General features: G+C 70.4%; 12 protein-coding genes. 8 read left to right on the top strand and 4 right to left on the bottom strand.

Features of this window, described 5'->3' with window-relative positions:
• Window positions 1-18 precede the first annotated feature (18 nt).
• Window positions 19-879, top strand: coding sequence for an enoyl-CoA hydratase/isomerase family protein (locus KIP79_RS11665; RefSeq protein ID WP_214104757.1), 861 nt, complete (start codon window positions 19-21; stop codon window positions 877-879).
• A 6-nt stretch (window positions 880-885) separates the two neighbouring features.
• Here KIP79_RS11665 and KIP79_RS11660 read toward each other — a convergent pair whose 3' ends face one another.
• Together KIP79_RS11660 and KIP79_RS11655 are read right to left on the bottom strand one after the other, a co-directional pair.
• Window positions 886-1,677, bottom strand: coding sequence for an acyl-CoA thioesterase (locus KIP79_RS11660; protein WP_214104756.1), 792 nt, complete (start codon window positions 1,675-1,677; stop codon window positions 886-888).
• Window positions 1,678-1,773: 96 nt separating this feature from the next.
• Entirely contained in the window at window positions 1,774-3,108 is a 1,335-nt protein-coding gene (locus tag KIP79_RS11655; protein WP_214104755.1) for an MFS transporter, read from the bottom strand.
• 236 nt (window positions 3,109-3,344) lie between these two features.
• Here KIP79_RS11655 and KIP79_RS11650 point away from each other — a divergent pair, with 236 nt between their 5' ends.
• A complete protein-coding gene (locus tag KIP79_RS11650) occupies window positions 3,345-4,421 on the top strand; it encodes an LLM class flavin-dependent oxidoreductase (RefSeq protein ID WP_214104754.1) in 1,077 nt (358 codons plus the stop codon).
• A gap of 57 nt (window positions 4,422-4,478) precedes the next feature.
• Here the strand turns inward: KIP79_RS11650 and KIP79_RS11645 are convergent, their stop codons facing one another.
• Window positions 4,479-5,258, bottom strand: a complete 780-nt coding sequence (locus tag KIP79_RS11645) for an SDR family NAD(P)-dependent oxidoreductase (RefSeq protein ID WP_214104753.1) — start codon at window positions 5,256-5,258, stop codon at window positions 4,479-4,481.
• A 285-nt stretch (window positions 5,259-5,543) separates the two neighbouring features.
• Here KIP79_RS11645 and KIP79_RS11640 point away from each other — a divergent pair, with 285 nt between their 5' ends.
• From KIP79_RS11640 to KIP79_RS11625, 4 genes are all read left to right on the top strand, one after another.
• Complete coding sequence (locus KIP79_RS11640) at window positions 5,544-6,677, top strand: sugar ABC transporter substrate-binding protein (RefSeq protein ID WP_214104752.1); 1,134 nt, start codon at window positions 5,544-5,546, stop codon at window positions 6,675-6,677.
• Between the two features lie 90 nt (window positions 6,678-6,767).
• The gene (locus tag KIP79_RS11635; protein ID WP_214104751.1) at window positions 6,768-8,279 is read left to right on the top strand and encodes a sugar ABC transporter ATP-binding protein; all 1,512 of its coding nucleotides are present in this window, start codon (window positions 6,768-6,770) and stop codon (window positions 8,277-8,279) included.
• Window positions 8,276-9,277: an ABC transporter permease gene (locus tag KIP79_RS11630; protein WP_214104750.1), complete on the top strand. Its 1,002-nt coding sequence runs from the start codon at window positions 8,276-8,278 to the stop codon at window positions 9,275-9,277. Before KIP79_RS11635 ends, KIP79_RS11630 begins: the two co-directional genes overlap by 4 nt.
• A gap of 2 nt (window positions 9,278-9,279) precedes the next feature.
• Window positions 9,280-10,281: an ABC transporter permease gene (locus KIP79_RS11625; RefSeq protein WP_214104749.1), complete on the top strand. Its 1,002-nt coding sequence runs from the start codon at window positions 9,280-9,282 to the stop codon at window positions 10,279-10,281.
• Window positions 10,282-10,316: 35 nt separating this feature from the next.
• On the opposite strand, the gene KIP79_RS11620 is transcribed toward KIP79_RS11625, so the two are convergent.
• Window positions 10,317-11,279 carry an SDR family NAD(P)-dependent oxidoreductase gene (locus KIP79_RS11620; RefSeq protein ID WP_214104748.1) on the bottom strand — a complete coding sequence of 321 codons (963 nt, stop codon included), beginning with the start codon at window positions 11,277-11,279 and terminating at the stop codon, window positions 10,317-10,319.
• A gap of 130 nt (window positions 11,280-11,409) precedes the next feature.
• On the opposite strand from KIP79_RS11620, the gene KIP79_RS11615 reads away from it, so the two are divergent.
• Both KIP79_RS11615 and KIP79_RS11610 read left to right on the top strand, forming a co-directional pair.
• Window positions 11,410-12,960: a class I adenylate-forming enzyme family protein gene (locus KIP79_RS11615; RefSeq protein ID WP_214104747.1), complete on the top strand. Its 1,551-nt coding sequence runs from the start codon at window positions 11,410-11,412 to the stop codon at window positions 12,958-12,960.
• Window positions 12,957-13,715 carry an enoyl-CoA hydratase/isomerase family protein gene (locus KIP79_RS11610; RefSeq protein WP_214104746.1) on the top strand — a complete coding sequence of 253 codons (759 nt, stop codon included), beginning with the start codon at window positions 12,957-12,959 and terminating at the stop codon, window positions 13,713-13,715. Before KIP79_RS11615 ends, KIP79_RS11610 begins: the two co-directional genes overlap by 4 nt.
• Window positions 13,716-13,767 lie beyond the last annotated feature (52 nt).

The following is a 13,767-nucleotide window of genomic DNA, read 5'->3' as shown; positions in this document are numbered from 1 at the left end:
CACGGCGTCGAGTCCTGGATGAGCATGATTTCTACCAACCATTTGGCAGGAGAAATCTATGGCCAGTTCGACGGCAGGGTCGGGATCGTGACCGGAGGGCGTGACTTCGGGCCGTTTCGGCTGGAGGTGTCGGAGGGGATTGCGACGGCGTCGTTCGATCGGCCCCCTGTCAATGCGTTTGATCTGGCGACGTACCAGGCGCTGCACGAGCTCGTGGAGCATCTGGAGCAGAGGGACGACGCGCGGGTGGTCGTTCTGACGGCGCCGGAGGGCGCGCGGTGCTGGTGCGGAGGTGCGGATCTGCGTGACTTCGTCGGGATGGACCAGGCGGGGCGTGCGGAGCGTTACGCGTTCATCAACGCGGTCATTCCGCGGCTGTCCGAGTTGGAACGGCCGGTCGTGGCGGCGATCACCGGTGATGCCATCGGGATCGGTGTGCTGCTGGCCGCTGTGGCCGATCTTCGTGTCGCGGCCGACAGCGCCGCCTTCTCTTGCCCCGAGATCGACTATGGGCTGATCGCCGGGTCTTCTCGCCTGCTCACCTATCTGGGGGTTCCTGAGGGACTGGTGCGGGAGATGGTCTACACGGGTCGGCGGATGACCGCCAGGTCGATGCACTCGGCGGGGTTCCTCAACTACGTGGTTCCGGCTGCGGAGGTACTGCCTACGGCCATGTCACTGGCGACCGAGATCGCCGCCAAGAGCCTTCCGGCACTCCGAGCCCGGAAGCGTGCGTTCACGGCGCACGAACGCATGGGCTGGCTTGAGGCGTACCAGTTCGCCCAACGGCTCTCCGGGGAGCTGGTCGGTCATGGTGACTCGCAAGAAGGCGTGCGGGCGTTCCTGGAACGGCGTCGTGCGGTGCTTGGCGATGCCTGACGGGGGCTACCGCCGGAGCAGGCTCTCCTGGGTGACGGTCGCCACGAGGTTTCCGTCCAGGTCGAAGAAGCGTCCGGTCGACAGGGCCAGGGCGCCCTGGTAGACGGGGCTCGTCAGTTCGTAGAGGAGCCACTCGTCGGCGCGGAACGGTCGGTGGAACCACATCGCGTGGTCCAGTGACGCCGCCCGCCGGGTCCCCGGCTCGGACTCGTGCTCGAGGTCGGCGATCCGGGTGAGCGTGAAGTCCGAGGCCCAGGCCAGCGCCGCCGCGTTCAGCGCCGGGTCCGGGCCCAGTTTCTCGCGGGTACGCAGCCAGTAGCCCACCACCGGGCGGCCGTCCCGGGTGGCGGGGAACAGTCCCTCGGCGTGCCGGAGGTCGTACGGCGCGCGGATCAGTGCGTCCGGCGGCGGGATCGGCCCTCCGGAGGCCGGCCGGCAACGCTCCGGCGGCAGGTCGACCGTGGGCATCCGCGGCGCGTGCCGGGTCGTCACCTCGTCGGAGTGGAACGAGACCGCCGCGGTGGCCAGCAGCGTACCGGCCTGGACGGCGTCGGTACGGAAGGTCGAGAACCGCCTGCTCCGACGGAGCGCGACGGACTCGTAGGAGATCTCCTCCGTGACGGTGCCCCGGACCAGGAAGTGGGCGTGCAGGGAGTGCGGCCGGCTCGGTTGATGGGCGGACGCGGCGGCGGTCATCGTCAGGTGCGCGAGCAGCAACCCACCGAAGACGCGGGGGTGCTGCCCGAACGCTCCCGTGGCCCGTGCGGTCATCGGACCCGTGGCGGTGGGGACCAGCATGCGGGCCAGACCGCCTTGTGGCAGGTGCGATCCACTCCCGTCGAGGGGGCGATCTGAGGTGATGAGGTCCAATGTCGGTTCCATGTGTCGGCGGCGTCACGTACGGGAGGGTTCCTCGGCTTCGGCGCGCCCCGGACGCGGGCCGCGCTCGATGGCGACGAGCGCGAGCAGACCGATCACGGACACTCCCATGACGAAGTAGGCCGGGGCGAGGTTGCTGCCGGTGACCTCGATCAGCCAGACGCAGAGCGCGGGCGCGGTGCCGCCCGCGAGGATGACCCCGATGTTCCAGCCCAGCGACATGCCGGTGAAGCGGATCGCCCGTGGGAACAGCTCCGGCGACAGCGAGTAGCCGGTGACCTGCAGGAACGACGTGTTCACCATGATCAGCAAGAAGGCCGCCGCGGCGAGCGTCAGGCTGCCCTGGCCCATGGCCCACATCCCGACCCACGTCAACGCCAGGTACCCGACCATGCCGATCATGCCGAGTCGCGGCAGGTCGATCCGGTCGCCGAGACGTCCGACCGGCAGCATGAGCAGCGCGGCGATCGCGACGACCCCCGTCGTCACCCAGAACACCGCCGTCTTCGGGTAGTCGAGGCGTTGGATGAGGTGGATGCTGACGTAGGTCAGGCCGAAGTACGCGGTGCCGTTGACGGCGGCGGCAAGGGCCGCGCCCTTGAGGATCGGGAGCCAACCCTGCGCGATGACGGTGAGCAGCGAGGTGGTCCGGCCCGCGCTCCCCACCGGGTGCGCCTCGCGGGTGATCTGACGGCGGATGAGGAACGCGACCACGGTCAGCGGCAGCGATAACAGGAACGGCACCCGCCAGCCCCACTCGGCCATCGCGTCCGCGCCGACGATCGCGTTGGTGGTGCCCGTGACCGCCGCTGCGAGCGCGAAGCCGCCGGTCGCGCCGGCCGGGTTGAACGCGCCGTACCTGCTCTTGAACCGGTTCGGCGCCGCCTCGGAGACGAAGGTGGCCGCCCCCGCGACCTCGGCGCCCACCGAGAAGCCCTGAGCCAGCCGCAGGACGATGAGCAGCACGCTGGCGGTGACGCCGATGTTCTCGTAGGTCGGGAGGAGCCCGATCAGCGCCGTCGCGACACCCATGCAGATGATCGTCGCGACCAGCACGCGTCCCCGGTCGATCCGGTCGCCCAGCAGGCCGAACACGATGCCGCCCAGCGGACGTGCGAGGTAGGCCCCGGCGAACACGAGCAGGGCGAGCAGCAGCGAGACGACCGGATCGTCGTTGGGGAAGAACAGCGGCGCGACGAAGACGGCCAGGTAACCGTAGGAGGAGAAGTCGTACCCCTCGATGAGCGTGCCCACCCCACCGGCGATCGCCGCGCGCCGGGCACGGCGGGGAGAGGTGGTGCCGGTGGCCGGTGGAAGATCAGCGGGAACCGCGGTGGCGTCCGTGGACATGGGCGTGCTTCCTTCCCTGTGATGTTGCCTGCGTGGGTGGCCACCGTCATCGGACGGTGCTCGCCGCGCCTTCCGTCGTCGTGCCTCACGAATTCACTGTGTCAACCAATCGACCGTTTGTATAGACCAAGATTCAGTGCCGTACAAGCACTCCGGCCGAGGTATGGACACCAAACGGTTGGTTGCCTTAGCTTGGACTGCCCGGTGAGCTCAACATCCCCCAGGAAGGCAACGCAATGAAGTTCGCCATGTTCCAGACGCCGTTCATGCGGCCGACGAGGTCCCCTCGCGAGGTCTTCGACTGGGCGGTCGAGCAGGCCGTCACCTGTGATCGCCTCGGCTTCACCGAGTACTGGATCGGTGAGCACGCCACGCAGTCCTGGGAGTCCATCCCCAACCCCGAGCTGATCATCGCCGCGACGGCGCGCGAGACGCAGCGGATCAAGCTCGCGCCCGGCGCGCACCTGCTGCCCTACCACAACCCGGCCTCCCTGGCGATCCAGGTGTCGTGGCTGAGCCACGTCACGCAGGGCCGCTACATCCTGGGCATAGGCGCCGGCGCCTACCCCGCCGACGCCTACCTGCGCGGGTTCAAGGACCTGAAGCAGAACCACGCCATGCAGATGGAGGCGCTCGACATCATGCGCCGCATCTGGAAGGGCGAGGAGTTCTACCACGAAGGCGCCTTCTGGAACGCCGGGTTCCCGCACGACGACCCGAGCCACCCCATGCGCGACCTGCGCCCGTGGGGCGGCGACGTCGAGATCGGCGTCACCGGCCTGTCGCCGAACTCCCCGTCGATCGCGCTGGCGGGCCGGGAGGGCTTCCTGCCGCTGTCGGTGTACGCGGGCGACAATGCCGTCCGCAACCACTGGGAGACCTACCGCGACGCCGCCGCGGCGGCCGGCCGGACCGTGCAGCAGAGCGACCTGCACCTGGTGTGCGACGTCATCGTGGCCGACACCGACGCCGAGGCGCGCAAGCTGGCGATCGAGGGCGGCGTCGGCGAGGCGTGGACCGAGTACCTGCTGCCCGTCTACAAGATGTTCGGTCTCCTCGGCGCCATCCTCCCGGGTGTCGAGCCCGGGGACGTCACCGTGGACGACCTGGTGGAGAAGGTGTGGTTCTGTGGCTCGCCGGAGACCGTGGCGCGGAAGATGCAGGAGCGCCGGGAGAACACCTGTATGTGGGGGACCACCATGGTCTACTCCCACGACTACCTGGGCAACGCCAAGGCGTGGGACCACTCCCTCGAACTGATGGTCACCGAGGTGGCGCCCCGCCTGGAGGCCATGGCGCCGGCGGACGTCTGAGACGCGATGACGGATCCCCGTGCCACCCGAGCACGGGGATCCGTCATTTGAGCGACCTCAGCCGGCGTTGACGCCGCCGTCCACGAAGAAGGGCGAGCCGACCGCGAACGAGGCGGCGTCGGAGAGCAGCCAGGCGACCATCTCCGCGATCTCGTGCGGTTCGCCGAGGCGGCCGATGGGCTGCGCCGACTCGGCCTTGGCGCGGATCTCGGGGTCCTTCAGCGCGCTTTCCGCCAGCGGGGTCCAGACGGAGCCGGGCAGTACGGCGTTCACGCGGACGCCGTACCTGATGTAGTCCAGCGCGGCCTGGCGCGTGACGCCCAGCACGCCGTGCTTGCTCGCGACGTAGGCGGGGATGTTCGGGTAGGCGATCGCCGCCGCTGTCGAGGCGGTGTTGACGATGGAGCCGCCGCCGTTCTCCTTCATGTGCGCGAGCTCGTACTTGAGGCAGAGGAACACGCCGTTGAGGTTGATGTCGAGCACCTGGCGCCACTGGTCGTAGCCGAGGTCGCCGGCGAGCGCGGCGGGGCCGTTGATCCCGGCGTTGTTGTGCGCCCCGTGCAGACCGCCGTAGGCCGACACGGCGGCGGCCACCAGGTCGCGGACGGCGCTCTCGTCGGTGATGTCGGTGGCCACGAACTGGGCCGTGCCCCCGGCGGCCTCGATCTCCGCGACCGTCGCGCCGCCTGCTTCCGCGTTGACGTCGGCGACCGTCACCAGGGCCCCGCGGGCCGCGATGAGCTGTGCGGTGGCGCGGCCCAGGCCGCTGCCCGCGCCGGTCACGATGATGCTGCGACCGGTGAGGTCGAGTCGGGCGTACGCGGCGGCTGTCGTCATGGTCGCTCCCAAAGAGACAGGTTGTTGGTCGGCCGGATCGTTCCGCCAGCATCACCGGGCACCTCTTTCCTGTCAACCGTTTGATTGGTTGGTAACAAAGTGGGGATCGCGTGTTGCTCGGCATTTAGTGGCTTGACGCGCAGGGACTGGGGTTTGACGCCGCCGAAGAGTTATCTACCAACCGATTGACAGGAAACATTTCGAGCGAGGATGCTCGCTCGCACAGCGCTCCGTCGCAGGTTGATCATGTGCCGGTGCGCGTCGGCTCTACCCCAGGAGTTCTGGATGATGCTTCGTAACCGAACCGCCGCGACCGCGGTCACGCTGGCCCTCGCACTCGGCGTGGCGGCTTGCGGCGGGCAGTCGAGCGGCTCCCCCTCCAGCAGTCCGGTCGGCTCGGCGGGCGGGCTCGGCTGGAAGGGCACCGGCGACCTCAAGGGTTCCGGCGAGATCGCGCTCTTCATGCCCGGCGCCGGCCTGCCCTTCAACACCAACTTCCGTAACGCGGTCACGGAGCTGTTCAAGAGCTACGGGTACACCGTCAAGGCCTTCGAGAACGCCTACGACCAGAGTGAGCAGGACCGTCAGGTGCAGCAGTACCTGGCCACCGGCGCCAAGCCGGCGGGCGTGCTCTTCTATCCGCCGGCGCCCGAGGCCGCCAAGAACTCGGCCCGGCAACTGGCGCGCCTGGCACCGGTCGCCTGGTCCGTGACGGCTCCCGCGCCGACCGGCTACCCCTTCGGCGGCAACAGCCACGCGCACTCGGGCGAGATCGAGGCGCAGGTCTACGTCGACCTGCTGGCCAAGCTGAAGGCCGAGGGCACCACGCTGCCCAACGACGGCGCGATCCTCGTCTACAACGCCCCCGTGGAGCTGGCCCCCGGCAAGATCCGTCTCGACGCGTTCAAGCAGACCCTCGACGCCAAGGGCGTGAAGTACACGATCGTGGGCGAGGAGAACGGCATGGTCGACCGCGAGTCCGGCTACAAGCTGGCCAGCGGTTCGCTCGCCAAGTACGCCGGCAAGTTCGACATCGTCTGGGCGCTCAACCTGGGCGGGGCCGAGGGTGTCGCGCAGGCGCTCAAGGAGGCCGGGCGGACTCCTGGCAAGGACGTCTGGGTGATCGCGGGCGGCGACTGCACGCCGGGCCTGGCCGGCATCGCCAGCGGGGACGTCTACAGCACCATCACCGAGGCCGGCGGCTTCGAGGGCACGGTCGGCGCGCGCACCCTGCTGCAGCTCATCGCCAACGGCGACGTCAAGTCCGGCACCCTCCAGTACCCGGAGGCCGCGGCGGTCCCCGAACTTCCCAACGAGGCGCCGTCCGAGAACACCTTCGCGCCGCTCGCGGCCGTCACGAAGGACAACATGGACACCCTCCAGATGTGGGGCGTCGGCGCCAAGGACATCTGCAAGTGAGCCAGACATCCACGGTCCTCGCGACCCGGTGGGCCGTCCGACGCGGGCGGCCCACCGTCGGCGTTCGCGGCCGCGAGCGAGGAACGGCCCATGACGAGCGATGAGCGGCGGCCTCTGCGGGTCAGGGCCCGCGGCGTCGCCAAGACCTACGGCGCGATCAGGGCGCTCGCCGACGTCGACTTCGACCTGTACCCCGGCGAGGTGATGGCCCTGCTCGGCGAGAACGGCGCCGGCAAGAGCACGTTCGTGAAAACGCTCGCCGGGCTGGTCGATCCGGACGAGGGCGAGATCGAGATCGACGGCCGGCCCACGGTGCTCTACCCGAGCGCCAGGTCCCAGGAGGCCGGCATCGTGGTGGTGCACCAGGAGTTCGGCTCGATCCGCGCGCTGAGCGTCGCGGAGAACCTCTACCTGGGGCAGATCCGGACGGGTACGGTGTGGCGGCGCAAGGACCTGCGAGCCCACGCCCTCCCGCTCCTGGCCAGGGTCGGCCTGGACCACCTGGACCCCGACACGCTGGTGGAGAAGCTGAGCGTGGCCGAGTGCCAGCTGCTGGAGATCGCCCGCGCGCTCTCGCGCGACGCGAAGGTCGTGATCTTCGACGAGCCGACGGCGGCGCTCTCCGACCACGAGATCGAGCGGGTGCTCGAGATCATCCGCCAGCTCGCCGCCGAGGGGCGCAGCATCATCTACGTGACGCACCGGCTCCCGGAGGTCTTCCGGCTGGCCGACCGTGTCACGGTCTTCCGCAACGGCCACAGCTCGGCGCCGGTGCCGATCGGCGAACTGGACGTCGCCGGGGTGGTGACGATGATGCTCGGCCGTGAGCTGTCGAGCGTCTATCCCGAGCGCGACACGATGACCGACGAGCCGGTGCTCCAGGTGACCGACCTGCTCGTCCCGGGTCTCAAAGCGCCGGTCGGCTTCACCGTCCGGCGTGGCGAGATCCTCGGCCTCACCGGCCAGATCGGCAGCGGCTCCAACGCCGTCTGCCGCGGTCTCGCCGGCATGGTTCCCGTCCTGACGGGTTCGGTGACCGTAGACGGGGTGGCGTTGGACGTCCGCTCCCGGCGGGCGGGGATCGCCCGTGGGGTCGCCTTCTGCTCCGACGACCGCAAGGTCGACGGGATGTTCGAGGAGCGTACGGTCTCGGAGAACCTGTCCTCACCCTGGATCTCCCGGGTGGCTCGGCTGACGGTCGTGTCCCGCCGCCGGGAACGGCAGCGGACCTCGGCCATCGCGAGCAGCTTCGCGATCGACAAGCGGCGTCTCGGCACGCAGGTGGGCATGCTCAGCGGCGGTAACCAGCAGAAGGTCGTCCTGGGCAAGTGGCTCGGGACCGAGCCCAGGGTGCTCCTGGTGGAGGAGCCGACCCGGGGCGTGGACGTGGGCGCAAGGGCCGAGGTGTACCAGCGGCTCCGCGCGCTCTGCGCCGACGGGCTGGCCATCGTCGTCGCCTCGTCCGACTCGGCGGAGGTCCTGGGGCTCTGCGACACGGTCGCCTCCTTCTACCACGGGCGGCTGCAGTCGATCCGCCCGGCGTCGGAGTGGACCGAGCACGACCTCACCGTCGAGGTGATGCACACGGAGGTCAGCGCATGACATCGGTGGAGACGAAACGTACCGGCGGCAAGCCCCGGACGGAGGTGCGAGCGGGTCCCGGCCTGCTGCGCCGGAACGCGACCCGGGTCATCCTGGCCGTCCTGATCCTCGCCGTGATCGCCTGCGTGGTCGTCACGCCGGCCTTCCTGACCCCCGCCAACATCAGGGCGGTGGTGCAGAACGCCGCGCTGATGGGCATCGTCGCCGTCACCATGACCCCGATGGCCATGTCCGGAAATTTCATCTCACTGGGTACGCAGCAGTCGATGGTGCTGGCCTCGATGTCGTTCCTGGCCCTGCTGAGCCAGGGGGTGCCGGCCTTCGTCGCGGTGGTCGTGATCCTCGCCGGGCTCACCCTGCTGGGCGTGCTGCAAGGCGTGATCGTGGCGCTGGGGCTCAACTCGGTCATCACGACGCTGGCCTTCGGAGTGATCGTGGTCGGCGTCATCCAGAAGGTGAACTCGGGCGGCGCCGACGTGACCGCCGGAGACCACCCGGTCGGCTGGGGCGCCGCGACCGTGCTGGGGATCCCGCTCCAGGTCGTCGTGCTCATCGTGGTGACCGTGCTGGTCACCGGCGGCATGACCGGGACGACGATGGGCCGGCGGGCCATGCTCACGGGCGCGAACGCCGCCGCCGCCAAGGTGTCGGGCATCCCGACGAACCGCGTCACCGTCGGCGTGTTCGCCCTCGCGTCCGCCGGGATGGGGCTCGCCGGCATCCTCGGCGCCGCGCAGTTCGGCATCTCGGGTCCCGGCGACTTCAGCGAGATCACGTTCGGCGCGGCCTCGGCCATCCTCATCGGCGGCACGTCGATCGCCGGTGGCATGGGCTCGGCGCTCCGTTCGGCGATCGGCGCCGTCGTCATCGGCGGGATCAGCAGGCTGATGACCCTGAACAGCTTCACCCCCGGCACCCGGGGCGTCATCGAGGGCGCTCTGGTGATCGGTGTGGTGGTCGCGGTGGAGACGGCGCGCCTCCGGAGGACGAGAGGATGACCATGAAGTTCCTCGTAAAGTACAAGGACTACGTCTACCGCGTCGCGCTGATCGTCGGGTGGTGGGGCGTGATGGCCGCCATCGCCCCTGCCTTCCGCGGGGAGGCGAGTCTCGTCGGCTCCCTGGAGTTCCTGCCTCTCCTCGGCCTCATCGCGCTCGCGCTCACGGTCCCGCTGATCGCCGGCGAGTTCGATCTCTCCGTGGGATCCATGGCGGCGCTGGCGGGGGTGGTCGCCGTCCTGACCTCGCCCCTCGGGCTGGCGCCGGCCGTCCTGGCCGGCACGCTGGCCGGCGGCGCGATCGGCGCGCTGCAGGGCTACGGCATCGCCCGGCTGCCCATCTCCTCGGTCGCGTTCACCATCGGGTCGCTCATCGTGCTGCGCGGGGTGACGTACGTCCTGGCGAACAACCAGCCGGTTCCCGTCGAGGACCTGACGCTGACCGACCCCCTGTTCGACACCTACGGCGTGTTCACGATCTCGACGATCGCGACCATCGTGGTCTACGTCCTGGTCGGGCTCTTCCTCGCGTTCACCCGGTTCGGCCGCGAACTGTACGCCGTCGGCGGCGGACGCAAGGAGGCGCTGGCCATGGGCATCCCGCTCCGCCGTACGTTGCCGCTGGCCTTCATGTTCTCGGGGGGCTGCGCGGGGCTGGCGGGAGCGCTCGCCACGATGAAGGGCGGCACGGCCGACCCGAGCAGCTACGCCAACATGCTCATCGTCGGCATCGCGGCGACGCTCATCGGCGGGGTCGGCCTCACCGGGGGCAGGGGCACCGCCCTGCACGCCTTCCTCGGCTCGCTGCTGCTCTGTGTGCTGTCGGCCGGCATGAACTTCGCCGGGCAGACGCCGGACACCACGGGGATCGTCACCGGCGTGGTGCTGCTGCTCGTCATCGCGGTCTCGGTCGCCTCCCGGGCGATCCGCGACCGCAGGAGCCTGGCGGCGATGCGGCAGGCGGGGCTCGAACTCGTGCGCGGCAAGGCGAGGGCCGCCCATTAGCCGGGGGCGCGGTCGGCGACCGCGCCCCCGCCCGCTCAGCCCTGGGCTTCCTTGAACAGGGTGGCGATCGACGCGATCTCGTCGGCGTTCGTCGTCGGGTCGAGGTAGTCGCGCAGCTCCTCCACCTCATGGGCGGCGGCCACGAGGTCCTCGGGTGTGTGGTCGGGGTTGAAGTAGCCCTCGCCGATGACGATGCCCACCCGCGCCACCTTGCCGGAGGAGGTGCTGTAGATGCCGCCGTTCGCCTCGGTGGCACGGTGGGCGAGCCAGACCGCCGTGGGCGGGACGAGCGAGGCGGGTCCGATGGGGACCGCGCCGGAGACGATGTCGGCCTGCCACTCCCGGTTGGCGGGGACCGCGCCGCCGAAGAAGTGGTCGCTGTTCATCCGGGTGACCGCCATCGGCGCGATGGCGTTGGCCCGGATGCCGTGCGGCCTGCCCTCGATCGCCAGGGTCTTGGTGAGGCCGGCCACCGCGGACTTCGCCGCGCCGTAGTGACTCAGCTGCTCGCACCCCGACAGGCCGGCGTTGGAGGTGGTGTTGACGATGCGGCCGCCGCCGGCCGCCACGAAGTGGGGCCAGACCGCGCGGCAGGTGCGGTAGGTGCCGCCGAGTGTGACGGCCATCATCTGGTCCCAGGCCCGGTCGTCGAGGTCGGCGAAGAGCCCGAAGGTGATGATGCCGGCGTTGTTCACCAGGACGTCGACCCGCCCGAAGGCGTCGAGCGCCGTCTGTACGAGCGCCTCGGCGCCTTCGGTCTCCGCCACGCTGTGCCGGTCCGTGACCGCGGAGCCGCCGGCGGCGAGGATCTCGTCCACCACCAGACTGGCCACGCTCAGGTCCTCGCCCTCCCCGGACGACGTCACCCCGACGTCGTTGACGACGACGTTGGCGCCGCGCGCGGCGAAGAGCAACGCGTGCTCGCGGCCGATGCCGCGCCCCGCTCCGGTGATGATCACCGTCTCGCCGTCGAACCTCAGGCTGCTCTGCTGGGTCATGGGTACTCCTGTTCGGCTTCCCCCGGGTGGCGTGCCGGGGCCTCGGTCTCGTAGGGTAAACCAACCGATTGTTTGAAGATAAGAGCTTGAACCAATCGATTGTTTGAAGATTGAGGGCAAGGAGGAGCCCATGGTCGTGGCAGGTGCGGCGGCGGCCCCCACCGTCGCCGGCATCCTCGACCGAGCGGCCGTGACCGCGCCGTCCACCGTGGCCGTCCGCGGTCCTGGTGGCGAGGTACTGAGCTACGCCGATCTGGTGGCATCCGCCCGCGCGCTCGGACGCGCGCTGCGGGACCGTGGGCGGGAACCCGGCGACCGGGTCGCGCTCTGGCTCGCGGACACCGTCCCGCACGTGCAGGTGTACGCGGCGTGCGCGCTCGCGGGGTTCGTCGTGGTGCCGGTCAACGCCCGCTTCACCGAGCACGAGGCCCGGCATCTGGTCGCCGACTCCGGCAGCTCCATCCTGCTGTCGGGCGGCGCGACCACGGACCGCGCCGCCGCGCTGGGCCGGAGCCTCGGCCTGCCCCAGATGCGCCTGGACGCCGACGCCGACGCGCTGGCGGCGCTCCACCGGCGGGCCGCGGACGGTGACCTGGGGGAGTGGCCTGCCCCGGCCCCGGACGATCCCTACATCATCGGCTACACCAGCGGCACCACCGGAGCGCCCAAGGGCGCCGTGCTGACGCAGGGGTCGGTCGCCGAACTGGCGCGGATGAACGCCCTGGCGTACCGCCTGCCGCTCGGGAGCGTGGCGGCCATGACCGGTTCGCTCTCCTTCGTCGCCGTCGTCCCGGCGCATGTGGTGTCGCACTTCTACGTACGGGGCACGGTCTGCCTGCTCGGGCCCTGGACGGTCGCCTCCCTGCTCGACGCGGTCGAGACCCACCGGGCGACGTTCACCTACGTCCCCTCGCCGCTGCTGGCCGAGGTCGCCGACGCCTTCGCGGCGGCCCCGGAGCGGTGGCGAACGCTCACGACGGTCCTGCACTCGGCGTCCAAGGCGCCGGAGGAGAAGCTGCGGCGGCTCGCCGACGTCATCGGCCCGCGGCTCGTCGAGGGCTGGGGCATGACGGAGAACTCCGGGGGCCTGATGACCGTCACGGCACCCGAGGACGTGGCTCCCGGGTCACGCAGGCTGTCCACCGTCGGACGCCCCGTCCCCGGCGTCGACATCCGCCTGGTGGCCGAGGACGGACGGTCGGTGCCGCACGACGGGGCCTCCGTCGGCGAGCTGGTGTTCCGGTCACCGGCCCTCATGGCGGGGTACTGGCGCGATCCGGAGGCGACCGCGAGGGCTCTTGCCGACGGCTGGTTCCGGTCGGGCGACCTCGGGACCATGGACGAGGACGGCTACGTGACCATCGTGGAGCGCCGCGTCGACCTCATCGTCTCCGGCGGCATGAACGTGTACCCGTTCGAGGTGGAGCAGGTGCTGCTGCGCCACCCGGCCGTCGCCCTGGCGTGCGTCGTCGGCGTCCCGCACCCGCGCTGGGGCCAGACGGTCGCCGCCGCCGTGGTACCCCGGCCGGGACTCCCCGTGACGGAGCAGGAACTGGTCGCGCACTGTCGCACGTACCTCGCGAGCTACAAGAAGCCGACCCGGATCGAGTTCATGGACGCGTTACCCACTACCCCCAGTCTCAAGGTCTCGCGGAGCGCGGTCAGGAGGGCCCTGCGGTGAGCGAACGGCAACGGGTGCGGACGCACCTGGCCGACGGAGTACTGACGATCACCCTCGACCGGCCGGAGGCGCGCAACGCCCTCGACCAGCGGATGCGCACGGAGCTCCTCGCCGCGCTCGCCGACGATCCCGCCGTCCGCGTCGTGGTCCTGCGCGGCCATCCCACCGCGTTCTGCGCGGGCGCCGACCTCAAGGAGGCGGGGCGGGTCGACCCCGAGGTGCTCCTGGCCCGGGGTAAGAAGATCATGACCGCCCTGACCGACCTGCCCAAGCCGGTGGTGTGCGTGGTGCGAGGGCACTGCGCCGGCGCCGGCATCAGCATCGCGCTCGCCTGCGACCTGGTCGTGGCGGACGAGACCGCGCTGTTCACCCCGGCCTTCCTCGCCGCCGGGCTGGTGCCCGACATGGGCATCACGCACCTGCTGGTCCGGCACGCCGGCCTCCTGCGAGCCAAGGACATCCTGCTCACCGGCCGCCGGTTGTCGGCGGCCGAGGCGGCGGAGCTGGGCCTGGTGAGCCGGGTGTGGCCGTCCGAGGAGCTGGAGCGGCGACTCGGCGAACTGACCCGGCAGCTGGCTGCGCTCCCCGCCGCCGCGGCGGCGTGGACCCGAAAGTTGAGCAACCGATCGTTCGAGTTGGATCTGGCGTCGGCGTACGACGCGGAGACCTCCGCAGCCCTTCTGGTGATTGAGAAGGCGGGCGGGGTGACCCAGCGACCGCCAGCTCAGGCGGGGGACAAGCCGACAGATCGATGAGCCCGTTTGACGGGACCACCAGCGGATCCGTACGATCTGCTATCAAACAAAC

The sequence above is a fragment of the Acrocarpospora catenulata genome (assembly GCF_018476525.1).
Classification (GTDB): domain Bacteria; phylum Actinomycetota; class Actinomycetes; order Streptosporangiales; family Streptosporangiaceae; genus Acrocarpospora; species Acrocarpospora catenulata.
Note: the sequence above shows the minus strand (reverse complement) of the source record. Positions and strands in the feature narration are given on the sequence as shown.

Bases quoted from the DNA above. Each gene is read 5' to 3' on its own strand.
- KIP79_RS11635 (WP_214104751.1), top strand. From the start codon at position 6,768: ATGACGAGCGATGAGCGGCGGCCTCTGCGGGTCAGGGCCCGCGGCGTC.
- KIP79_RS11660 (WP_214104756.1), bottom strand. From the start codon at position 1,677: ATGCTGGTCCCCACCGCCACGGGTCCGATGACCGCACGGGCCACGGGA.
- KIP79_RS11655 (WP_214104755.1), bottom strand. From the start codon at position 3,108: ATGTCCACGGACGCCACCGCGGTTCCCGCTGATCTTCCACCGGCCACC.
- KIP79_RS11640 (WP_214104752.1), top strand. From the start codon at position 5,544: ATGATGCTTCGTAACCGAACCGCCGCGACCGCGGTCACGCTGGCCCTC.
- KIP79_RS11650 (WP_214104754.1), top strand. From the start codon at position 3,345: ATGAAGTTCGCCATGTTCCAGACGCCGTTCATGCGGCCGACGAGGTCC.
- KIP79_RS11630 (WP_214104750.1), top strand. From the start codon at position 8,276: ATGACATCGGTGGAGACGAAACGTACCGGCGGCAAGCCCCGGACGGAG.
- KIP79_RS11620 (WP_214104748.1), bottom strand. From the start codon at position 11,279: ATGACCCAGCAGAGCAGCCTGAGGTTCGACGGCGAGACGGTGATCATC.
- KIP79_RS11665 (WP_214104757.1), top strand. From the start codon at position 19: ATGAGCATGATTTCTACCAACCATTTGGCAGGAGAAATCTATGGCCAG.
- KIP79_RS11645 (WP_214104753.1), bottom strand. From the start codon at position 5,258: ATGACGACAGCCGCCGCGTACGCCCGACTCGACCTCACCGGTCGCAGC.
- KIP79_RS11625 (WP_214104749.1), top strand. From the start codon at position 9,280: ATGAAGTTCCTCGTAAAGTACAAGGACTACGTCTACCGCGTCGCGCTG.
- KIP79_RS11615 (WP_214104747.1), top strand. From the start codon at position 11,410: ATGGTCGTGGCAGGTGCGGCGGCGGCCCCCACCGTCGCCGGCATCCTC.